The 22524-nt window shown below is 66.4% G+C and carries 17 protein-coding genes and 1 pseudogene; 10 read left to right on the forward strand and 8 right to left on the reverse strand.

Translation table 11 applies throughout. From position 1 onward, the window contains the following. Positions 1–37: 37 nt before the first annotated feature. Positions 38–964, reverse strand: a complete 927-nt coding sequence (locus LLH23_22825) for a hypothetical protein (protein MCE5241310.1) — start codon at positions 962–964, stop codon at positions 38–40. A gap of 18 nt (positions 965–982) precedes the next feature. Beyond that, positions 983–2200, reverse strand: coding sequence for a TIR domain-containing protein (locus LLH23_22830; GenBank protein MCE5241311.1), 1218 nt, complete (start codon positions 2198–2200; stop codon positions 983–985). A gap of 146 nt (positions 2201–2346) precedes the next feature. Here LLH23_22830 and LLH23_22835 point away from each other — a divergent pair, with 146 nt between their 5' ends. After that, complete coding sequence (locus LLH23_22835) at positions 2347–4128, forward strand: hypothetical protein (protein MCE5241312.1); 1782 nt, start codon at positions 2347–2349, stop codon at positions 4126–4128. A 95-nt stretch (positions 4129–4223) separates the two neighbouring features. Here the strand turns inward: LLH23_22835 and LLH23_22840 are convergent, their stop codons facing one another. From LLH23_22840 to LLH23_22860, 5 genes and pseudogenes are all read right to left on the reverse strand, one after another. After that, positions 4224–4952, reverse strand: a complete 729-nt coding sequence (locus tag LLH23_22840) for a glycerophosphodiester phosphodiesterase (GenBank protein MCE5241313.1) — start codon at positions 4950–4952, stop codon at positions 4224–4226. A 2-nt stretch (positions 4953–4954) separates the two neighbouring features. Beyond that, entirely contained in the window at positions 4955–5764 is an 810-nt protein-coding gene (locus LLH23_22845; GenBank protein ID MCE5241314.1) for a creatininase family protein, read from the reverse strand. A gap of 634 nt (positions 5765–6398) precedes the next feature. After that, positions 6399–6671, reverse strand: a pseudogene (locus LLH23_22850) (DUF1559 domain-containing protein). Between the two features lie 221 nt (positions 6672–6892). Then, positions 6893–7516 (reverse strand): prepilin-type N-terminal cleavage/methylation domain-containing protein, encoded by a 624-nt coding sequence (locus LLH23_22855; GenBank protein ID MCE5241315.1) that lies wholly within the window; start codon positions 7514–7516, stop codon positions 6893–6895. Positions 7517–7735: 219 nt separating this feature from the next. Continuing rightward, positions 7736–10252 carry a hypothetical protein gene (locus LLH23_22860; GenBank protein MCE5241316.1) on the reverse strand — a complete coding sequence of 839 codons (2517 nt, stop codon included), beginning with the start codon at positions 10250–10252 and terminating at the stop codon, positions 7736–7738. Positions 10253–10662: 410 nt separating this feature from the next. Between LLH23_22860 and secD the strand changes: the two genes are divergently transcribed. The 8 genes from secD to LLH23_22900 all read left to right on the forward strand — a co-directional run bounded on the left by secD (position 10663) and on the right by LLH23_22900 (position 20041). Beyond that, positions 10663–12684, forward strand: coding sequence for a protein translocase subunit SecD (gene secD / locus LLH23_22865; protein ID MCE5241317.1), 2022 nt, complete (start codon positions 10663–10665; stop codon positions 12682–12684). Between the two features lie 76 nt (positions 12685–12760). After that, positions 12761–13960 (forward strand): protein translocase subunit SecF, encoded by a 1200-nt coding sequence (gene secF, locus LLH23_22870; protein ID MCE5241318.1) that lies wholly within the window; start codon positions 12761–12763, stop codon positions 13958–13960. Positions 13961–14023: 63 nt separating this feature from the next. Then, a complete protein-coding gene (locus LLH23_22875; protein MCE5241319.1) occupies positions 14024–14989 on the forward strand; it encodes a cation diffusion facilitator family transporter in 966 nt (321 codons plus the stop codon). Between the two features lie 9 nt (positions 14990–14998). Then, a complete protein-coding gene (locus LLH23_22880) occupies positions 14999–15478 on the forward strand; it encodes an Lrp/AsnC family transcriptional regulator (GenBank protein MCE5241320.1) in 480 nt (159 codons plus the stop codon). Then, positions 15475–16659 (forward strand): aminotransferase class I/II-fold pyridoxal phosphate-dependent enzyme, encoded by a 1185-nt coding sequence (locus LLH23_22885; protein MCE5241321.1) that lies wholly within the window; start codon positions 15475–15477, stop codon positions 16657–16659. The genes LLH23_22880 and LLH23_22885 overlap by 4 nt, the downstream gene beginning before the upstream one ends. Further along, positions 16656–18251, forward strand: a complete 1596-nt coding sequence (gene lnt / locus LLH23_22890) for an apolipoprotein N-acyltransferase (GenBank protein ID MCE5241322.1) — start codon at positions 16656–16658, stop codon at positions 18249–18251. Before LLH23_22885 ends, lnt begins: the two co-directional genes overlap by 4 nt. A 49-nt stretch (positions 18252–18300) precedes the next feature. Continuing rightward, positions 18301–19335: a THUMP domain-containing protein gene (locus LLH23_22895; GenBank protein ID MCE5241323.1), complete on the forward strand. Its 1035-nt coding sequence runs from the start codon at positions 18301–18303 to the stop codon at positions 19333–19335. A gap of 136 nt (positions 19336–19471) precedes the next feature. Beyond that, positions 19472–20041 carry a hypothetical protein gene (locus LLH23_22900; protein ID MCE5241324.1) on the forward strand — a complete coding sequence of 190 codons (570 nt, stop codon included), beginning with the start codon at positions 19472–19474 and terminating at the stop codon, positions 20039–20041. Between the two features lie 95 nt (positions 20042–20136). Here LLH23_22900 and LLH23_22905 read toward each other — a convergent pair whose 3' ends face one another. Next, positions 20137–21165: a hypothetical protein gene (locus tag LLH23_22905; protein ID MCE5241325.1), complete on the reverse strand. Its 1029-nt coding sequence runs from the start codon at positions 21163–21165 to the stop codon at positions 20137–20139. Positions 21166–21580: 415 nt separating this feature from the next. On the opposite strand from LLH23_22905, the gene LLH23_22910 reads away from it, so the two are divergent. Continuing rightward, a complete protein-coding gene (locus LLH23_22910; GenBank protein ID MCE5241326.1) occupies positions 21581–22471 on the forward strand; it encodes a homocysteine S-methyltransferase family protein in 891 nt (296 codons plus the stop codon). Positions 22472–22524 lie beyond the last annotated feature (53 nt).

Here is a 22524-nt window from a genome sequence, read left to right on the forward strand (position 1 = left end):
GGCACGGCGAGACCATAGTCACCCGACCACAGCCAGCCTACTGGGACTGCTTCAGTGCGTCCAGGATGGCCTTGGCGAGGTCGTTGCGAGGCAATACGAGCTTCTTGGCCTTGTTCACCTCGAATTCGACCACGAGGGGCTTGTCGCCCATGAACTCGTACCGAACGCAGGTATTGCCGTTCGGCAGCGTGTTGATGTATGACGCTTGACCGCTGCCAACGTCCTTGCCGGGGTACTGCTGCATGAGCCGCAAGCGGAGGGCGAACAGGCCCATGCTAATGTCCCCGCCGCCGACCTTGTAGTTCTCCAGGTAGTCCACATCCTCCGACAGGGATGCCCCGCCGGTGCTGGACGGCGCGAAGGCCTTGGCGACCGCGTCCGTGTACTTGGTCGTCTCCTGGGCGACCTGCTCCCGTGTGGCCTCCACCATGGATACTCTCATGAGGTGCGAGACATACTCCTCTGTGCCGGCCTGCTCGGCTTCGCCCTGAAGGAACTGGCTGAAGAAGTCCGTCGAGGCCTTGAAGTCCTCGAAGTCCCCGACCGTCTTGTCTACCTTGACCGCGCGGTCAAGCCAGGGCATGGCGTCCCTGATCTTGCTCTGCTTGGGTCGCCCGTTGGGCTGGATGAGCAGGTGGGCTGCGTACAGCCGATAGGCGATGGCCGCCTGGCGCGGCGCCTGCCTCTCGTAGGAGACGTTGCTGGCTGCCTGCTCCGCCAGCCGTTTGAACTTGTCATCCAGTCCGCCCAGGACAGTGGTGTCGGAACAGCACTCCTGGGCCATCGCGGTGACTTCGCTCCGGAAGGAGGCCAACTCCTCGGTAGGCACGGGCTTGGTCATAAGCCGCGCGCAGCCGCTCCCCAGCAGCACAAGAGCTGCCGCAATCCAAGCCGCGCCGATACTGGCTGCCATCCTGGTACGCGAGGTAGCGAGAGCATTGCGGTCGCGCGCGATGAGGCACATGGCAAGCTCCTTCTGTCCCTATGGATTCACGTCAATCTGGTACACATTCTCCTTGGCCGCGCGATCAACAATCTGGCGCGTGTACTCATCTATCTTGTCGTCAGCGCTGCCCAACAGCGCGAGCTTCACTACGTGTCGGGTGGCTCCGTAGGCGTCGTATGAGGCCGAGGTGCCGTCCGCCAGCTTCGTGAAGTACTTCTCACACACGAGGAGGTCCTGGTTCGTGGTGACCGACGGATTGATGGCGCGCAGCTTACGCAGTGCGGCCAGGCCCTGGCGTAGCTTCGCATCCGTGGGCCGCTCCTTCGGGGCGAAGAGCAACGAAGCGGTATACATGCGGTAGAGCGCAGCGGTCTCGCCGGGCGCCTCCTCGCCATAGCGTGGGTTTGACTCGACCTTGGCTGCGAGTTGGGCCAATTGTGTTTGACGACCAGCCACGACTGCAGGATCCTGCATGCAGGCGTTCGCGAGCTCAAGCACCTCAAGCCTCATGTCATCCACTTCGCGTGCCGTGACGGGGGGACGGAACGCGGGCCGAACTGACAGCCCCAGACCCCCGTTGCGCTGCAGGATTGCCAGCCCCACCGCCAGGACCAGCACGACTGCGGCCAGCGGGACAGTGATGCCTAGCACCCGCCGCCGGCGTCGTCGCAGGGCGGCCCGGTCCACCGGGCCACGCGCCGTGCCACCTGCGGCCTCGGCACTGGCTGCCGGTGGAGTCGGCGACGCGACGCCGACCGGCGGAGGCACCGATGTGGAGGCCGGTGGCACATCAGAAGGGGCCTCGGTCAGCGGCGCGCCTTGCCCGGCAAGCGTGACGGCCCCCGCAGCAGTGTCTCCAGCCAGCACGCGTGCGACGGCCTGCGCCAGCTTCTCAATGTGTTGTTCCAGCGGAGGGGTGAGGGCATCAAGCCAGTGCGGTATGCCCAGGTAGTACTGCATGTCGGGGGATGCGGGCGCGTCCTCGATGCGGAACGGGAGAATGGGCTTCTCAGCCTCCGCCGCACTCTGGACTTCGCGCAGTACATCACTCGAGGAGTTCGAGTGTGTGGAGAAGACCAGCACGAAGACGGAGCACGCCTGGATAGCTGTGACAATGGCCCCGGCCCACGTCTGTGAGGGCAGTATGTCGCGCGGCGCGATCCAACAGCGAATGCCGCGACCCTCCAGTCGGGCGCAGATGGCGTCCGCGGTCAGCTTGTCACGAAAGGAGTAGCTGATGAATACGTCGGACATAGGCGTTCCGTAATCCGCATCATGATCATGCGCCAGTGTCCTATTCCTCCTTGGGCACGCCATCTCCTGCTACGGTTTGGCATGAAGCAGGACCTCGCGGCACCGGTGGCGAAGTGACGACGACCATAACGAAGAGGTGGCCCCCGATGCGCTACGTTGCACGCCTGTTGATCCTGATCGCAACCGCCGCCCCCGTACTCGCTCAGCCCGGCCGCCTTCCGGCCACCAAGAAGCTCATCGAGTACGGCTGGGATGTGCCTGATCCCGCCTTCGTCGCCAAGAACATCACGGAGATGGAGAAGCGCCCGTTTGACGGCCTGCTCATGCGCGTGGCCGGCAAGGGGCGGGGGAGCATCTTCTCCGGCGGCAAGTGGAACCCGAAGGACTACCAGGCCGACATGGACGCCCTGGCCAGCATCAAGTGGGGCAAGTTCAAGCATAACTTCCTCATCATGTACGCCGCCTCCGAGCAGGACTGGTTCAGCGACAAGGACTGGGCCAATGTGCTCAGCAACGTGGCGATCATGGCCCGGTGCGCCAAGGCCGGCGGGTGCTACCTGGCGTTCGACGCCGAGCCGTACGGCAAGAACCCGTGGAACTACGCTGAGCAGAAGCACGCCAAGGAGAAGAGCTTCGCCGAGTACAGCGTGAAGGCCCGCCAGCGCGGGCGGCAGTTCATCAAGGCCATCGGCAAGGTTCTGCCGGACAACGTGATGCTGACGTTCTTCACCTTCAGCATCTTCGCCGGGCAGATGGACGTCCAGGACCCCGCCAAGCGTGAGGAGGGGCTCAAGCAGCACGGGTACGGGCTGTACTACCCCTTCCTGGTGGGGATGCTCGACGGCATCGGCCCGCGCATGACCATCACGGACGGCAACGAGCCCTCGTACTACTACGGCAACTCCGAGAGCTTCTACGCGGCCTACCACATGATGCGCCAGCGCGCGCTGGGGCTGATCCCGCCGGGGCTGGTGACGAAGTTCCAACTCAACACCCAGGCCTCGCAGGCGCTCTACATGGACTATGTCTTTGCGCGGGTGCCGTGGCCGAACATCCCCGCGAAGTTCATGACCCCCGAAGAGCAGGCGAAGTGGTTCGAGCACAATGTCTACTGGGCACTGAAGACGACCGATGAGTACGTGTGGTGCTACACCGAGAAGATGAACTGGTGGACGAACAAGGACGTCCCGGCGGGCATGGAGGAGGCCATGGTGCGGGCGCGGGAAGCCATCGCCGAGAACCGCGGCCTGGGCTTCGACCTGCGCGACCGGATGAAGGCGATCGAGGACCGGCGCAAGGCCGAGATCGCCAGCAAGCTCGTGCGGCGAACCGCCGAGGTGAAGATCCTGACCGGCGCGCCCATCCCGGTAATCGATGGGAAGCTCGACGACGAGGCCTGGCGCCGCGCCACGCCCCTGGAACCCTTCATCGGCTACTTCGGAACCAAGCCCGAAGCCCTGAAGGCCAAGACCCAGGCCTTCGTCACGTACGACGCCGCCGCCCTGTACATCGGCGTTCACGCCGAGGAGCCGCAGATCGCGAAGATGCAGGCCGTCGGCGGCAAGCACGACGACGCGGTGTGGAACGGGGACAGCCTCGACCTCTTCCTGACCAAGGAGACCTCCGGCAGCCCGTACTACCACTTCATCCTCAGCCCCAAGAACGTGCAGTGGGATGCGGCCTTCGACACAGACAACGACATGAGCTTCGACCCGGCGTGGAAGAGCGCCACGCAGATCGGGGCGAAGGAATGGGTGGCGGAGATCGCCATTCCGTGGCAGGACCTGAAGATCGGCCCGGTGCCGGGCATGAAGCTGCGGGCCAACATCTGCCGCCAGCGCCTCACCGACCGCGAGCAGACCTGCTGGAGCCAGACGGTGAGCGGCTTCATGGAGAGCGACAACTTCGGCACGTGGGTCCTGCGGTAGGGGATGGGGGAGAGCCCCCTGCTTCACAGGCAAGGAAAGCGGCGCGGCCCACCTCTGGTGGTGCCGCGCCGTGTCGCTACCCTTGCCCCGGGCTGCTACTCCGCGAGCACCTGCAGCATCAGGTCCAGGTGGTCGGTCAGGATGTAGTCTACCCCGGCGCCGATCAGTTGCCGCATCTCGGCGGCGTCCGAGGTGCCGAAGTAGTTCACCGTCACGCCGTGGGCATGGAGCTTGTCCACGACTTCGGGCATGCAGTCGGCCCAGCCCCAGAGCTGGATGAACTGCGCGCCCAGGGCGATGGTGCGGTCCGGGTAGTCGCTGTCGGGGCCGCGTTGACCCTCCAGGCTGCACCAACGCATCCCCGGCGCGATCTGCCGCGCCACCTCGATATGCGCCTGGTTGCACGCGAAGAAGCCCTGGTCAGTCTTGCCGTAGCGCTTCATCTCGGCCACCACGAGCGGCACGTAGCGAGGCTCGAGGTAGAGCTGCACATTCAGCAGCGGGCCGGGAGGCACGATGGCCAGCAGCTCGGCGAAGGTGGGGATGCGCGTGCCCGCGAAGCGCGGGTCCTTCCAGCTTCCTGCATCCAGGGCCTGGATCTCCGCGAGCGTCAGGTCCGTGGTCTTGCCCGTGCCGTTCGTGGTGCGGTCCACCTTCTCGTCATGGATGACGATGAGCTGCTCATCCCTGGTGACGCGCAGGTCGAACTCGAGCTGATGCGCGCCCTTCTGGATCGCCAGTTCGAACGCCGGCAGCGTGTTCTCCGGCGCGCAGTGGTTGTCGCCCCGGTGGGCGCACGCCATCGTCCTGCAGGTCGCGGACATCGCTACACCAGCCTCTCATTGGGCTTCTCTACCGGCTCGAAGACGGCGACATCAAGCCGGGCCAGTTGCTCCAGTGTTGCCACCAGCGGCGGCAGGGCCCCGGCGATGAGCTGCTCGCCGGCCTCGGCGTTGGCGAGCTGCGGATCGCCCACATAGCCCATCCCGCGCGTCACCCAGCACCAATCGGGGAAATGCCGGAACTGCGCCGGGGCCTCAGGCGCGTAGCTGCGGGCCTCGTTGGCCGGCGGGTGGGTCTCCATCCAGGTGTACTGGGGGTTGAGGGCCAGGTTCAGCGACGTCTCGGACGCGCAGCCGTGGCCACAGGACTTCTCGCCGAACTGGCCCCAATCCATGCCGGTTGTGACCATGTAGTGGAAACAGTGCAGGGCCGGGTAGTCGCGCTCCAGCGAGTGGCAGATGACTGGCAGGAACATGCTGTTGCCGCCGTGCATGTTGAAGATCAGCAGCTTGCGGAAGCCGTCGCGCACCAGACAGCCCGCGATGTCGTGGAACAGCCGCATGAGCGTCTCTTCGGTCACGCCGATGATGCCGGGATACTGCGGGTTGCGGTCGTTGCCATGGTGGCAGACCAGGGCATAGGGGATGGTCGGGAAGATCACGAGGTTGGCCTCGTCGGCCACCAGCCCCGCCGCCCGGCGCAGCACGCCATCACCTACCAGCGGGTCTGCGCACAGCGACAGGTGCGGACCGTGGGTCTCGATCGAGGCGAGTCCGATGACGGCCGTATCACAGACCTGCAGAAGCTTCTGGTACTCGGGTGAGCTGAGCGACTCGACGTAGATGGCAGGCATACAGCACCTCTGCATTGCGGACCTTGGCAGTCGGAAAGACAGTTGCCCGCCGAGTGCGCGAGCACCTGCGGGCAACGGGCCGTCTTGCTGGCGGCGGCAGTGAGGCCGGTGAGTCGAAACGCGGACCCCCTCCGGAGCCGCAACCGTGCACAGCGGGGGGAGAGGGGGGTGGCGCCAACCGCGCCAGGGGAGAGCCCGTGGACATGGGCGCCCACGGGCTCGGAAGTCTGCTCAGCCGGCGTGCCACAACTGCATGGGCTCGATGGCTGGCAAGCCCATGCGGCCGCAACTGAGGCGCGACGCTGGCCTAGTCGGCGTCCCACATGTCGGTGACGTTGAGCTTCTCGGGCATGTACCACTTGGCGTGGCCATCCACGAACGCGAAGTTGTCTCCGTCATTGTGGCGGCGCGAATGCGAGGCGGGCGCCTGGTAGATGTAGTACCGCGATGATGATGACGTGCCATTGTACCACGAGTCGCCCAGCATCACCGTCTCCGCCGGGCCCGGGCTGTTGTAGATGCCCAGGTTGCATCCCTCATAGATCGCGCCGGTGCGAACGGGCGACCACGTGTTACCAGGCTGGTAGCCGCAGCCCTGGTAGTTCCAGCCGTAGCCCGGGTAGGTGGTCCTGGCCGACGGGCAGTAGATCATCTGCGTGTTCTTGAGGTAGGGCTGGAGTATGACGACCCAGTAGTAGCCGCCGCAGTAGGCGAAGGGCAGCGTCTCGTCGTTGTCCTGGGCGTACATCAGCGCCCCCAGGGCCAGTTGCTTGACGTTGGACAGACAGTTCGTCTGTCGCGCCTTCTCACGGGCCTTGGCGAAGACGGGGAACAGAATCGCCGCCAGGATGGCGATGATCGCGATCACAACCAGCAACTCGATGAGTGTAAAGCCTCTCTTTGCCATGTGCTCACATCCTTTGCGCCGGTTCGGTGGCAGAAGTCGTGTTATGGCCACACTATGCATACCCATTATTCGACGCGCACATACATCCTCCTTGTAGATTGCCCAATGCTAGTCAGTACACTTGGCCGGCATTCGCCTTGCGCAAGACAGAAGCCCGTGGACGCTGTGGTCCACGGGCCTCGGGTTCGACTCGGTCGCGGCTCTGAACGGGCTCAGGCCGTCTACTTGCGTGTCGCCTGGCACACCGGCTGCATGTAGATGGCGCTCGGCTTGTGCCACTTGACGTGTCCGTCGGCGTAGCCGTAGTTCCCGCCGTCATTGTGCAGCACGGGGAGGTACGAGAACGAGTAGAGGACCAGGTACAGTCCGTTGCCGCTGTAGCCGTTGCTGGCCGGGTCGCCAATCACGATGGACTCGGCCGGGTACGTGACGTCGCTCAGACACACAGGAGCGCCACTCCAGGTGCCATAGTCGCCATAGTAGTAGCCGTAACCGTCCACGTCAGCGAGGTTGTAGCCGCGGAGGTTCCAGCCGTAGCCGCCCGAATAGCCCACGCCACTCATGGAGGGACACACAAAGACCTGTGTGTTCTTGACGTACGGAGCGATGACATTGTACCAGCGGACCGCAGGCGGGTTAGAGATATAGGCGATGCAGAACGTCTCGTCGTAGTCCTGGACGTACATGGCCACGGCGGTCATGATCTGCTTCTCGTTGGACAGGCAGCTACTCTGTCGTGCTTTCTCACGGGCCTTGGCGAAGACGGGGAACAGGATCGCCGCCAGGATGGCGATGATCGCGATCACCACCAGCAACTCAATGAGCGTAAAGCCACGCTTTGCCATGTGCTCACATCCTTTGTGCGGGTACGGTGGCAGAAGTGGTGTTGTAGTCACACTATCCATACCCATTATTCGACGCACACATACCTTCTCCTTGCAGATGGAGAAATGCTAGTTAGGAGGCTTGCCCAGCATTCGCCTTGCGGAAGGCAGAAGCCCGTGGACGCTGTCGTGCACGGGCCTCGGGTTCGGCTCGGTCGCGGTGCTCGGGGCACCCGGCCCTCACTTCAGCTTCGCGATCCACACCGCCATCTGGTTCCTGATCTCGTCCAGGTCCCCCCGCGTGGGGTCCAGGTCGTCCAGCCACTTCCGCGCCGCCGCGGCCGTCTGCTTCTTCGCCGGGGCCGCGGCCCGGATGGCCTGCTCGAGGGTCGTCACATACCGCACGTCGTCCACGGCCTCGCGGAATCCCTCCCACTGGATCGTGTCCACCACGCCGTTGACCGTCGGGTAGCTGAAGTTGTGGTCGCGGTAGCTCCGGTCGTCAAAGTCGTTCCAGACGTGGTGGAAGCCATGCTGGTAGGCGTAGTCCATGGCGCCGTCGAAGCCGGCCTTCCATAGCACCAGGCCGAAGTTGCGCCGGTACACATGCGGGTCCTCGACACCAACCTGCGGGTTGGCGTAGCAGAAGGCCTCAGAGCCCACGAAGTGGTACTTCCGCGCCTCCTCGGGATCGGGCGCGCCGGCCAGGATCGCGGTGTTCAGCAGCTTCCCCATTGCCTCGAAGGTCCTCTTGTAGCAAGCCACAAAGGTCTTGCCCCCGGCTTCCTGGGCCGCGCCCCAGGTGGCTTTCTGGGCGGTCAGCGCGTCCCCGGTTGCCTCATCCGTGCCGTAGAAGTACACCTCGTCATAGCCCCAGGGCTTCAGGAAGGCCAGCCACTGCTTCACCTGCTTCTGCAGGTCGGGCAGTTGCTCGGGCTTGCGCGGGCCGATGCCCAGGCCGAGGTTGTAGAAGCGGCCGGTGGGCATCCCGACTTCCTGCCGGATCTGCAACTGCCGGGTCAGCAGCGGCTCATCCCAGCCCAGGTAGTTGGTCGGGTAGCCCACGCCATGGGCCAACAGGTCCGCCATCTCCGCCCGGTACTGCTCCTCCGAGCGGCGCTCCGAATCGATGCGGGGCTGCCCGTCGGCGCTGAGGCAGGCCCGGTAGTAGATCGAGTAGGTCAGCCGCGGGGGCTGGAGCACGAAGGGTCGCACCGTCAGGTTGAGCGGGAGTTGGGCCTTGCCGCCGCCCGAGGCGAAACTGACCATGCCCGTGTACGTGCCCGGCTTGGCCTTGGCGGGCACGTGGACGGTGATCCAGACCTCGCGGGCCTCCCCGGCCTTGACGTCCATCGGCTGTAGTGTCGCGGCGTCCACCGGCCGCACGTCCTTGAGATTGCTGCTATCCGGGTCGCTGCAGACAAGGTACTCCTGGGTGCCGTCGGCCCGGGTGCTGCGCAGGTAGTTCGTCTGCTTCTCCACGTCCACTCGCACCAGGGCATCGTCCTTGAGCAGCAACTCCGGGATGAGCCATTTCCTGGGTGTGTAGCCGATGTTGTTGGAGGCGCCCTGGAACCAGGCCTTCACCAGGCGGATGTCGACGGCCGAGGTCGGGATGACACCCGCCTTGCCCGTCAGATCACCACAGCTCACCGTCACCCCTGCCAGATTCTGGAACGCGTAGACGAAGGCCGAGACCGGCTCGTACTCGCCGGGGCATGCCGCCGCTTCGAGCGAGGAACCTCCGGCCGCAGTGAAGCCGCCGCCCGGCGCCTGCGTGCGTGACAGGGTTGTGGGGTGGTTCCAGGGGTAGGCCACGTAGTTGCGCCCGGCGGTTTTGGCCTGGCGGACGATCTCCAGCGTCTGGGGGGCGCCCTGGAGCGTCACAATGATCTGCCGCAGCTCCTGGACGTCCTGGGGGGAGCCGTAGGTGGCCTTGTTGAGCGCCGCGAGCAGCTCCTGGCCCCGGCTGGCTGCCCGCTTGACGCTCTGCACGAGCGCCGGGGCGTCGGCTACCGCCGCTTCCGCCTGCGGGACCACCTGCATCGCGGCTTCGAGCTGCTTGCCCCAGTCCGCCAGTTCCTGGCGGTACACGGCTTGCCCGGCCGTGAAGGCTGCCGTGGCCTGGGCCAGGTACTCCTTTTCGTCAGGGACCTCGCCCTCGATGCGCACATCATCGAGGTAGAGCACGGCGCGCTGGCCGGGCTGGCCGTTGAGGAAGATGGCCCAGCGGTCGAGCATGGGCGCGGTCTGCTTGCCGGTGACGCCGTAGACGTACCGGGGCACGACACCGGCGGCCCCGTCCGCCCCGATCTGCACCAGGTCTCCCGTCACAAGCTTCCAGTCGGTGCGGCCCCGGTAGCCCTCGATGCTGCCGCAGCCCGAATGGCTGGTCGGCGGGTACACCGCGTTGATCCCGAAGCCGACGCTGGCCTGGTTGCCCTCCCCCAGCATCAGCCGGGCGGAGATGGTCAACTTGCCGGCCATCGGCACGCGCAGGGGCAGGCCGAAGTAGTAGTAGGGGCTATCGCCGAAGGTGACGTCGAGCTTGAGCGACTTATTGCCCTCGGCAGCCTGCTCGTCGGTGAAGCCGAGGAAGTTGACGGTCGGGGCGCTGCCCCGGCTGGCCCACAGCGCGACCGCCGGAGCCGTGTCCTCAAACGTCTCATGGTATGAGTACGGGCGGAGTGGCAGATCGGCTCCCAGAGCGAGCGAGGCCAGCAGAGCCAACATCATGAGGGAGGCGCAGGGGCGCATGGTCATCACCTGTGGAGGGGTTGGGGTGAATCGACAGCGATTATAGCGTGCCGTCGCCCGTCGCGCCACCGCCGCTGTCGGCGTCCCCGGGTGCCGATACGCCCGACACCCCTGCCGGGCGTCTGAACACTTGCCCCCCAAACTTGACACGCACCCCAAACATACGTACAATTTCATCACGATTTGCGGCGGCAGCAGCCGCCGCATGTTGCTTGCGGGAGTCGTGGTCAGGCAGTCTGTGGAACGACGACTGTCAGCGGGTGCGTTGACGTTGACAGAGGGTCGGGTCCGGCTTATACTGAGCCGGGCGGGCCTGCCACGGCCCGCCTTTTGCCGCCCCCCGCCAAACCCTCAGGCGCCGCCTGGTAGGCAACTGGGCTCAACAGTCCCCGGAAAGGGAGATTGCTGCAATGCAGCCTCGCAGTAAGTGGTGGATTATCACCATCATCGTGCTCTTCGTGTTGTCCTTCCTCTACGCCTTCCAGCCGTTGCGGCTGAAGCCCAAGGCGGCCGAGGTGAACAGCACCTACCGCTACACCTTCACCCCGCCGTTGGTGAAGTCCGAGGCGGAGTGGCCTGCCAAGGCAGCCGAGATCAATCAGTACCGGTCCGGCAAGGGCATGGGCTCGGAGATTGATCGCGTTGAGTTCAAGGAGAACAATGTCCTTGAAGTCGAGACCTTCGCCCTGGAAGAGCAGCAGGCGGCGAGCGACCGGCAGAAGGTCCTGGACCTGCTGAAGGCCCAGTACGCCGGCGCTACGGCCATGGCCCTGCCCGAGGAAGAGCGCCGCGAGCAGCCACTCGCTGTGCTCGGGCCCTTCGCGCTGTACAAGCCCACGCCCCAGGTGAAGCTGGGTCTGGACCTCATCGGTGGTGCTCACGTGGTGCTGCGGGCCCTGCCCGAAACCGTGATGAGCTTCACGGCGCCGGAGGACCGCCCGATGGTGAAGATGGCCGCTCCGGCGACGCCTGCCGCGACGCCGGCGACACCGACCGCCACCCCGGCCAAGCCTGTCGTGGAGTCCTCGTACACCCCTGAGATGCTGTCTGACCGCGTGCGCAACGTGCTCGTGAAGGCCGGTGTGCGCATCGAGGGCGAGAAGGACGTTCAGATCGAGTTTCCGGCGGCCCATGTCATGGTCGTCAAGACCCGGGCCGCCGACGCCAAGACCGCCGCCAAGCAGAGGGACATGATCGCCTCCCTGCTCGAGCGAACTTACCCCGGCGTGACGATCAAGTCGGAGGAGCCCAACTCGGTGTTCCTGGACAACGAGACGGGGGAGAAGGTCAAGAACATCATCGAGAAGCGCCTCTACGAGATGAGCGAGATCCGGGAGCCCGTGCTGCAGACCCAGGGCATGGACCGGATCATCGTGGAGCTGCCGGGCGTCAGTGAGCCCGAGCGCGTGGTCAGCATCCTCAAGTCTACCGCCATGCTTGAGTTCCGCGTCGTCCCGGACCGCTATGAGGCGACCGGGGCGGACGAGGACGACTACAGCGAGTGGCGCGACAAGCAGACCCAGCAGACCGTTCCGTGGGCGCTGGTTCTGGCCGAGACGAAGGCCGACTTCACCGGGCGCGACCTCAAGAGCAATGCCACCGTGAGCCCCGACTCCCAGCACCCGGGCTACTGGGTGGTTGACTTCGAGTTGCGCGATGACCGCAAGCAAGCGTTCCGCGAGTTCACGCGCCGCAACATTCAGAAGAAGATGGCCATCGTGCTGGACGAGAAGCCCCAGATGGCCCCGGTCATCAAGAGCGAGATCCCCGGCCGCGGCATCATCGAGGGCAACTTCACCGCCCAGCAGGCCGGCGATCTGAAGCTTCTGCTCAACGCCGGCGCCCTGCCCGTGCCGCTGGAGATCGGTGAGAACCGCACCATCAGCGCCACGTTGGGCTCCTACGCCATCCAGCGCAGCCTGCTGGCCGGCGTTATCGGCCTGAGCCTGGTCGTCATCTTCATGATCGTCTTCTACCGCCTGCCGGGCCTGCTGGCCGACGTCGCGCTGGCCCTGTACGTGCTCGTTGTCCTCGCGGTGCTCACCTTCACCAAGACGACGCTGACCCTGCCCGGCATTGCGGGCATCATCCTGTCGATCGGTATGGCGGTGGACGCCAACATCCTGATCTTCGAGCGCCTCAAGGAGGAGATCTGGGCGGGCAAGTCCATTCGCGCGGCCATTGACGCCGGCTTTGAGCGCGCCTGGACCGCCATCCTGGACTCCAACGTCAACTCGATGATCGTCGCGGCCGTGCTCTACTTCCTGGGCACAAGCTCGATCAAGAGCTTCGCCGTTACGCTGTTCGTCGGCGTGGTCTGCTCGCTGCTCACCGCGGTGACGATTTCGCGGTGGATGGTGACCATGGTCGGGCAGAGCCACCTGGGGCAGAAGCTGCACCTGTTCGGGGTGCACCAGGACGCGATCCAGTAGCCGCGGCCCAAGACCGCGCTGATACGGGCGCTTTCGCGGCCTCGGCCGAGCCGAGGCCTAAGGAGGTCTTCACGACGTGGATTTTTTCCGCAGACAGAACTGGGACCTGGTAGGCCGTAGCTGGATCTGGTTCACCTTCTCGGGCATCCTGCTCGTTGCCGGCATCGCCGCCTGGGCCACCTTCGGCCTGAACCTGGGCATTGACTTCACCGGTGGCGGCCTGATCCGCTACGAGTTCGCCAAGCCCATCGCGGCCACCCGCGACGAGCAGGTGCAAGTGCTTTCGCGCACCAAGCAGGCGCTGGGCACAGTGAACCTGGGGCACGCCCAGGTGCTCGTGGGCGGCAACAACGAGCTGATCGTCCGCACTCCCCCCGTGGCCAACGACGAGGCGGCCATGGTGCAGGAGCAGGCGGTCCGGCAGCAGATCGAGCAGCTCTTCGGCGCCCAGTACGGCCCTGTGACCGGCCTCGGGCGCGAGAGCGTCGGGCCCATTGTAGGGGCCCAGCTTCGGCAGTCAGCCATCCACGCCCTGATCCTGGGCTGTTTCCTGATTCTCCTGTATATCACGCTCCGCTATGAGTTCAAGTTCGCCGTTGCCGCGGTCGTGGCGCTCGTCCACGACGTCTTCATCCTGATAGGCTTCATGGCGCTCCTGCGACTGGAGCTGGACAGCTCCTTCGTGGCGGTGGTGCTCACCGTTGTCGGCTTCTCGGTCCACGACACCATCGTCATTTTCGACCGGATGCGCGAGAACCTCAAGCTGCACCGGCGGGCGAACTTCGCCGACACGACGAACGCCAGCTTGCTGCAGACCATGGCCCGGTCCATCTACACGGTCACCACGACCCTGTTGACCCTGATCGCCCTGGCGATCTTCGCCAGCGACAGCATCCGGGTGTTCGCCATCGGCATGGTCATCGGTATCGTCTGCGGTGCGTACTCTTCGATCTTCAACGCGAGCCAGATCGTCGTGGTCTGGGAGCGCTACCGGGCCCGCAAGCGGGCCGCCAGTGGCGGGACGGCCGTGCGCCGGCGCGAGCGTGCCCGCCTGATGGGCGGCACGGCCTCGGTAGACGTCGAAGAGGACGTCGAGGCGGAGGAAGAGGACACTGAGGAGGCCGAGGAGGCTACGCCGTCTCGCCGCCTCAGCGCTCACGAAGCCCTGGCCCGCGCCGAAGAGGCGGCCCAGGAGGAGAAGCGCGCTGAGCGCCGCGCCCGGCGCAAGTCCAAGGACAAGGCTGGCCGCAGTGGGAAGGGCAAGCGCCGCTTCTAGAATACGAACAAGGATGTGATGCAGAGGCCGGCGCCCATCCTTGGCGCCGGCTTTCTGCCAGATATGGTTACTCGCAAAGCAGCGCTAGAGACCTCCCGAGCCGCCACGCTCTCGATCATCAGCAACACGGTGCTGACGACCCTCAAGCTCGTCGCCGGGTTCCTCACCGGGTCGGTGAGCGTCCTGGCAGAGGGCATCCACTCGGGCAACGACTTGGTGGCCTCCCTGCTCGCCTGGTTCGCCATCCGCAAGGCCAATGAGCCCGAGGACGAGGAGCACCTCTACGGCCATGGCAAGTACGAGAGCCTGTCGGCCGGCCTTGAGGCGGGCCTGATCGTGGCGGCGGCCATCGGTGTCATGTGGACGGCGTTCCGTCGCATCATGCAGGGAGAGGCCGCGCAGCTCTCCCACGGCCCCGCCCTGGTCGTCATGGGCTTCTCCGCCCTGACGAACATCTTCGTCTCCGGCTACCTGTTCCGCATCGCCAAGCGACATGACTCGGTCGCGCTGAGCGCCGACGCCTGGCACCTGCGCGCCGATGTCTGGACCTCGGTGGGCGTGTTCGCCAGCCTCGGCCTGATCCTGGCCACCGACTGGCACTTCCTGGACCCGGCCGCCGCGCTGCTCGTGGGCTTTCTCATCCTGTTTCAGGGCGGGCGCATCGGGCGCGAGGCGCTGCAGCAGCTGCTCGACCACACGCTGCCCAACGACGAAATGGACTTCATCCGGGACACGCTCTCCGAGCATGACGACCTGTTCATGGAGTACCACAAGCTGCGCGCCCGGAAGGCCGGTCGCGAACGCCAGATTGACCTGCACCTGGTGACGTGCCCGAGGGTCACGGTGGCCGAGGCCCACCAGGTCACCGACCACCTGGAGGAGGCCGTGCGCGCGCACTGGCCCGCCACCCGGGTCACCATCCACATCGAGCCCTGCACTCGCGAGGAGTGCCCGAACCGCACCAGCGATGCCCGCGATCCGGACGCCTGTGCTCTGCGCGACAAGGCAGCGGTCCTCGCCGAGAAGTGAGGAATCCCCATGGAAGAGATACTGCACCTGCTGGCTCAGGACAGCCGCATCACGACCGAAGAGATCGCTACGCGGCTGGGGAAGCCCGTCGAAGAGATCAGGCACAAGATCAAGCAGCTTGAGGACGATGGCATCATCGTCAGCTACGGCGCCCTGATCAACTGGGAGCGCAGCTCCGACAACAAGGTCTTCGCCTTCATCAGCGTGGAGGCCGTGCCCGAGCACGGCACGGGCTTCGACTCGGTCGCCGAGTACATCAGCCGCTTCCCGGAGGTCCACTCGCTGTACCTCATGTCCGGTTCGACGGACCTGCAGGTGGTCGTGGAGGGTGACGACTTCCGCGAGATCGCGCGCTTCGTGGCCGAGAAGCTCGCACCCACCCCCGGTGTGCGCTCCACGGCGACGTCCTTCGTGCTCAAGAGCTACAAGATGGAGGGCATCCTGCTGGGGGAGGGGCCGGATGACCACCGATTGGCGGTGTCACCATGAGCGACTGGAGCCTGCCCCTGAGCCAGAAGGCGCGCCATCTGGCGCCCTCGGGCATCCGCGAGTTCTTCGACCTCGTCATCGGCATGGATGACGTCATCTCGCTCGGAGTCGGCGAGCCCGACTTCGCGACCCCCTGGCACATCTGCGACGCTGCTGTCGCCGCCATGCGGCGGGGCGTCACCTCCTACACCAGCAACGCCGGGCTGATCGAGTTGCGCCGCGCCATCGTGGACGACCTGCACAAGCGGTACGGCGTCGGCTACGAGGCGGAGGACCAGGTGCTTGTGACGATCGGCGTCAGCGAGGCGCTCGATCTGGCCATGCGCGCCGTCGTGGACCCGGGCGATGAAGTCATCGTGCCCGAGCCCTCGTACGTCTCGTATATGCCCAGCGTGGAGCTGGCCGGGGGCGTCGCCGTCGGCGTTCCCACCCGCGAAGAACACGACTTCAAGCTCCTGCCTGAGGATCTGGAGGCGGCCATCACCCCGCGCACGGTGGGCCTGCTGATCGGCTACCCGAACAACCCCACGGGCACGACGATGAGTCGCGAGGAATTGCGGCCCATCGCGGAGATCGCCGCGCGTCACAACCTGCTGGTCTTCTCTGACGAGATCTACGCCCACCTGACCTACGAGGGCGAGCACACCTGCTTCGCGTCGTTGCCGGGCATGGCGGAGCGCACGGTGCTGTTCAACGGCTTCTCGAAGGCCTATGCCATGACCGGGTGGCGGCTGGGCTATGCCTGCGGCCCGGCTCCGATCATTGACGCGATGAACCGCATCCACGCCTACACGGCGCTCTGCGCCCCTGTCGGCGCGCAGGTGGGGGCGATCGAGGCCCTGCACAACGGCGAGCATGAGATGCAGCGCATGATCGGCGAGTACGACCAGCGCCGCCGCCTGTTCGTCAAGGGCCTCAACGACATCGGCCTGCCATGCTTCATGCCCAAGGGCGCCTTCTACAGCTTCCCGCGCATCGCTCACCTGGGTCTGCCCGCCAAGGAGTTCTCGCGGCGATTGCTGTTTGAGAAGAAGGTCGCCGCGGTCCCCGGCACGGCCTTCGGCGCCAGCGGCGAAGGCTACCTGCGGTGCACGTACGCGACCAGTAGCGAGCATCTCAAGATGGCGCTGGAACGGATGGCGGAGTTCGTCGCAGAGCTCAAGTCCGAGGCGCAGAGTTGACGGAGGCTCCGGTCGAGACGCTTGATCTGCGACAGCTCGTCCCGCCGGGACGCTGGGTCGTGCTGCTTCTCCTGACGGTGGTCTCCGGGTTCGCCACGTGGGCCGCCTTCCCGCCGTATGAGCTGTCCGGGCTGGCGTGGGTCGCGCCCGCACTGCTGATGCTGGCGCTCAGCCAGGTGCCCCCGCGCCAGGGGTTCCTGTTGGGCTGGCTGTACGGCACGATCCTGATGGGCGGGATCGTCAGCTTCGTCGCCCCCTACGGGGCGCTGCCCTGGTCGGCGCTGGCGCTGGCCATGGGGCTGTTCTATGGTCTCTTCGGGCTGGTGGGCTCGGCCCTGCGCACCACGCCGCCTCTCTGTCGCGCGGTCGCCCTCGCCGCCGCCTGGTACCTCGTCGAGTTCCTGCGGGGGCACTGCGGCTCGCTGTCCCTGACTTTCGGCGACCTGGCCTACAGCCAGAGCGCGAACCTCCCCTTCGTCCAGCTGGCCTCCCTGTGCGGCCACTATGGTCTCAGCTTCACCATGGCGCTGCTCAGCGCCGGCGTCAGTTGCATGCTGTCGGCGATGCTCCCGCTGACATGGCTGCGCCCGGCCGTGGCGGGGCAGGCAGGCGCTGCTTCCCTCAAGCGCTTCAACCGAGACGCCGGGCGTGTCGCACTGGCCTGCTTCCTCCTGATGATCGTCCTGTACACGTGGGGGCGGTTCACGGCGGAGATGGGCCGCACGCGCTGCGCGGAGGCAACCGCGCCGCCGCCCGTGCGCGTGGCTGTGGTGCAGGGGGAGGCGACGACGACCGCCGCCGACCGTGCCGAGGACACGGTGGACCGCTACGTGCGGCTGTCCGAGGGTCAGCCGGCTGACCTGATCGTCTGGCCGGAGACAGCCATCGTCGGCCCCCTGAACCGCTTCCCCTTCCGCCAGCGACAGGTCGGCGAGCTGGCCCGCAGGAAGCAAGCCCACATGCTGATCGGGGCCCAGGAGCGGGAGCGGGACCGCATCTACAACAGCGCCTACTTCATCCGCCCCGACGGCGCCATCGCGGGCACCTACCGCAAGATGGACCTGGTGATGTTCGGGGAGTACGTGCCGGGACGCGAGCGCTTCCCATTCCTGAAGCGGTACCCGATCCGGCCCTTCGACTTCACCGCCGGCCGCATGCGCGCGCTGTTCGCCGCGCCTGAGTACACGCTTTCGCCCCTGATCTGCTTCGAGGGCATCTTCCCGGAACAGACGCGCCGGATCTGCCGCCTGGGGGCCCAGCTTGTGGTCATCATCACCAGCGACGCCTGGGCCATCGGCGACAACGAGGTGCGGATCCATTCGGCGGTTGGCCCGTTCCGCGCCGTGGAGGCCCGCAAGTACCTCGTGCGAGCCGCCAGCATCGGGCGCTCGGCCATCTACGACCCGTACGGCAACGCACTGGCCGAGGTTCCGTGCTATCAGAACGGCGTCGCCACTGCGGTCGTCCGGCGTGTGGACGCCCTGTCGGTGTACCACTTCTGGGGCGACTGGCCGCTGCTGGTGGTATCGCTCGTTGCGTTGGCGTATGCCCTGAGCCAGGCCAAGCGCGGGACCTTCATCATCCAGACGTAGGTGGGCGCTCTCGCCGCCGCCCCTCCAATCGCCGCCTCGTGCTACTGCCATGGTCCACCACTTCGCTCTGTCAACCTTCGTCATCACTTGCCCCTCGTCGTGGGAGCGACAGGCCATTCGCGAGCTGAAGCTCCTGCTGCCCGACCTCACCTGCCGCGAGCTGTTTTTCCCCGGCAACCTGCTGGCCAACTCCGAGCGGGCTCAGGCCGAGGTGCTGGCGGCCTTGGAGGAGGCCGAGACGCGGCTGATAGGCCATGTCATCCCGGTAACGCTGCGCGTAGATGTGACGAAGCACCGGACCAGCCTGGAGACGCTGGTGGCGGGCGCTCTGGAGCTACCGCGCCTGGACCCCCGCTTCACCTTCCGAGTCACCTGCAACCGGCGCGGTAACCACGAGTTCGGCTCGCGCGAGGCGGAGTACCTGGTGGGGGACAGGCTGGCGGACGAGTGGGGCGTCCAGGCCGACCTGGACGAGCCCGAGCAGGTGGTGAGCATCGAGATCTTCCAGGATCTGGCGCTCCTGGGCGCGGGATTTGCGGATGAGCGCCTGCAGAAGGACATCAGCCAGATGCGCAAGCATCCGCCGGGACAGCGTCCGCTGAACCGCGCGGAGAAGAAGCTGCGCGAGGCGTTCGCGAAGTTCCGTCCCGTGCTGCCGCCGGGCGCGCGGGCGCTGGACCTGGGGTCAGCGCCGGGGGGCTGGGCGAAGGTGCTGGCAGAGGTGTGCGCCGAGGTCGTGGCCGTAGACCGGGCGGTGCTTGACGAGCGCGTCACGGCGCTGGCGAACGTCACGCACGTGCAGCAGCGCGCGGAGGACTACCTCCCCCGGGCGCAGGGCCCCTTCGACCTTGTCACCTGCGACATGAACGTCGAGTCACAGGTGGCGGCGGAGGTGCTCTGCCAGGCCGCGCCCCTGCTGCGGGAGGGGGGAGAGGCCATTCTGACGATCAAGTTCAACAGCCGCCACCGCCGCCAGCACGTCGCGCGGGCAGTGGCGGTGCTGCAGGCGTGCTATGAAGGCTTCGAGACCAAGCATCTGCCGCACAACGGCAAGGAAACGACGCTGCACATGCGGAAGCGATAGCAGCGAGGGTCAGGGCCCAATCGCTTCTTGAGCAGTCCCTGAGCCCGACCTGTCATCCGCTTGACCTGTCGCGCTAAACTTGGTCTTGGCGGGGCGCACCAGCAAACGCCCTGGCGGGGCCCAACGGGAGACAGCCATGGTCGCCGAAACCGTGCCCGACGGCGTCGCGCCCGAGTTTGTGCACAAGCTGGAGACGGCCAGGTCCAACCTGCGGGTCATTGCCAGTCTGTGCATCGTCGGCGGCGTGTTCTCTCTGACGTTCATGCTGCTGATGGCCTACCAGATGCGCGGGGCGATGCTGAACATGGCCCACGTCAGCTTCCTGGTGGGCGGGGCCATCGCTTTCGCCATCGGGATCGGCCTGCTGAGCTTCTCAGAGGGCGCTCGGCAGGCGGGGTCAATCTGGTTGCTGTCGTGGGGGATCGTGAACCTGATCGTCGGGTTCACCGCCGCGTGGCAGGGGCAACTGCTGATCGGGATCTTCTGCATGGTCAGCGGCGCGATCCAGGTGGTGTTCGCGGACCTGTTGCACCTGCCCGCCGAGATATTCGTGTGCGCATATACCGGGGGCGAGTTGACATCGGTCCTGATCGTCGAAGGCATTCTGAAGGGACACGGGGACACGCAACACCGTGGCATGGCGCAGTTCGTGGCGACCGCCCAGCCAGCGCCTGGCGTACACAAAGTCAAAGACCGGCCCGTGTGAGCGTGCGGGAGTGCCAGGGGAGAGGCTCCCAGCAGCAATGAGACCTCCCGGTAACGGGAGGTCTCATTGTTTGTGGCGGCCTGTGGCACGAAGCCCTAACGCCGATACGCCCGCGCCGCCTCAATCGCTGCCAGCAGGTTCTCCAGAGGCACGTCGGCCTGCACCGTGATCCCCGGCTCCAGGATGTAGCCCCCGCCGCGCCCCATCTCGTCGCCCAACCGGCGGACTTCCGCCCGTATCTCGTCCGGCGTCGCATGCGGTAGCAACTGCTGCGTGTTGAGGCCCCCGCAGAACGTGAGGTCGCGCCCGAACTCGCGCTTGAGGGTGGCGCCATCCATCGCTTCTGGCTGGATGGGATGGAGGATGTCCAGACCCAGCCCGATCAGGTCGGGGATGATCTCAGAGACGTTCCCACAACTGTGCAGCATGATCGTGAAGGCGTGCCGCTTCGCCTCCGCAAACAGCACTTGCAGGCGCGGCCGAATGAACGTGCGCCAGTCGCGCGGGCTCATCATCAGGCTACGCTGCAGCCCGTAGTCGTCGCTGAGGAAGACACCGTCGGGCCGGAACTGCGCCATCTCCCGGAGAGTGGCCAGATTGTACTCACAGACGGTGTCGAGGAGTTCATGAACGAACCGGGGCTGATCGAGCAGGTCGAGCAGCAGCCGGTCCAGGCCGCGGAGGACCTGGGCCCGCTCCCACAGGTCGCCGATGACCGCCAGGCGGTAGAGATGGGGATAGCGGTCCGCCGACCGCGCCACCCCTTCCCAGCGCCGCGGCTCGCACGGGTCCGGCCCCGGGAGCACCAGCGTCCCGCCGCCGTCTCCGAGCGGGTGCACCACCGGATAGCCCCGGTCTGTCTCCGACGTGCTCCACACGACGCCCCACTGGTCCGTGATGGTCGGTCCATACCGGTCGGGGTGGGCGTAGAGGGGCTTGTCCCGGCATCCATACAGGTACAGGCACGACCCGATCCAGTCCTCGGCCTCATGCTCGCCGAGCCCCAGGTGCTCCTGCAGCCTCTGCAGGGCGGGAGGGGACAGCATGAAGTCATAGGGCAGGCGCTCGGTCTCTTCGTGCCGCAGGGCGGCCAGGACGAGATCGCGGGGAGGTGGGCCAGACATGGCCCACTATTCGCCACGCCCCCCGCGCGTCACCTGCGGCAGTGGCAGGGGGAGAGTTGAGTCACGCCCCCGGCGCACGGACGGATGGGTGTGGGGAGGGGGGCGCGCTGGGTGACGGGGGCTTCCGCCCCCGCCTGGATTGAGTCGGCCCTCCGGGCCTCAACGGCAACGGCCCTCCGGGCATTGGCCGACGGCAAGGGCGTGCCGCATCGGACGATGGCGACGCTGGCGGTGCGCGGAGGCTGTTAGCGCCGGAGGCGCGGCTCATGCTAGGCGGGGGCGGCAGCCCCCGTCGCCCGGCGGCCCCTCCCCCTTACGCAGCGTCTGCATGTCGGGTCGCTGCGCCCTCACAGTTGACTTGCCCGCCGCCATTCTCTAAACTCGCTACACGCATTGACTCACGACCCAAGAACGGATGATTCGCGTGAAGGCGCCGCTGCTGGATGTACTGAAGGACCGCGTACTGGTCGCCAACGGGGCGATGGGCACGGCGCTCGCCGCCCGCGGCCTGACCCTCGCCAACTCTGCGGTCGCCAATGTGGAGCACCCAGACGCGGTGCGAGACATCTTCCGTGAGTACCGAGAAGCCGGCGCACTGGTGTTCCAGTCGAACACCTTCGTCGGCAATGCCCGGATGCTCGACCACGCCGGCTATGGCGAGCGGCATGATGAGATCAACCGGGCCGGCTTTCGGCTGGCGCGCGAGGCCGTCGGGGACGACGCCTACGTGGCGGCCAACTTCGGGCCGACCGGGCTGCTGCTTGAGCCGCTGGGGAAGGCCACCGCGGAGGAAGTGTCAGCGATCTTCGAGCGCGAGGCCCGGGTGCTGCTCGGCGAGGGGCCGGACTTCGTCCTCTTTGAGACCTTCGAGGCTGTTGAGGAGCTTGAGGCGGCCGTGGCGGGCGTCCGCGCCGCCGGGCTCAGCGTGCCCCTGGCGATCACGTTCTCGTTCTCGCAGCCGAGCGGCCGCAGTATGATGGGCGTGACCCCGCGCCAGGCCGCGGAGAGAATGCTGGCCCTCGGAGCCGACATCATCGGCGCCAACTGCGGCCTGCCCGAGGTGACCGTGGCCGCCGTGCGCGAGATGGCCGAGGTGACCAACAAGCCCCTGATGATGCAGGCGAACGCGGGCGTGCCCGAGGTCCGCAGGGGGGTGGCGTGCTTCTCGGGGACGCCCGAGGACGCGGCGGCCCTCGCCCGCGAGGCCGTGGCCGTCGGCGCCCGGATCATCGGCGGCTGCTGCGGGACGACCGTCGCGCACATCAGGGCGATCGCCGCGGCCGTCGCCGTCACCCCCTCCCTTTAGGGAGGGGGGCGGGGGTAGGCCGCCGTCGCCGTTGCCCCCTCCCTGTGAGGCGC

This window comes from bacterium, from assembly GCA_021372615.1.
Classification (GTDB): Bacteria; Armatimonadota; Zipacnadia; order Zipacnadales; family UBA11051; genus JAJFUB01.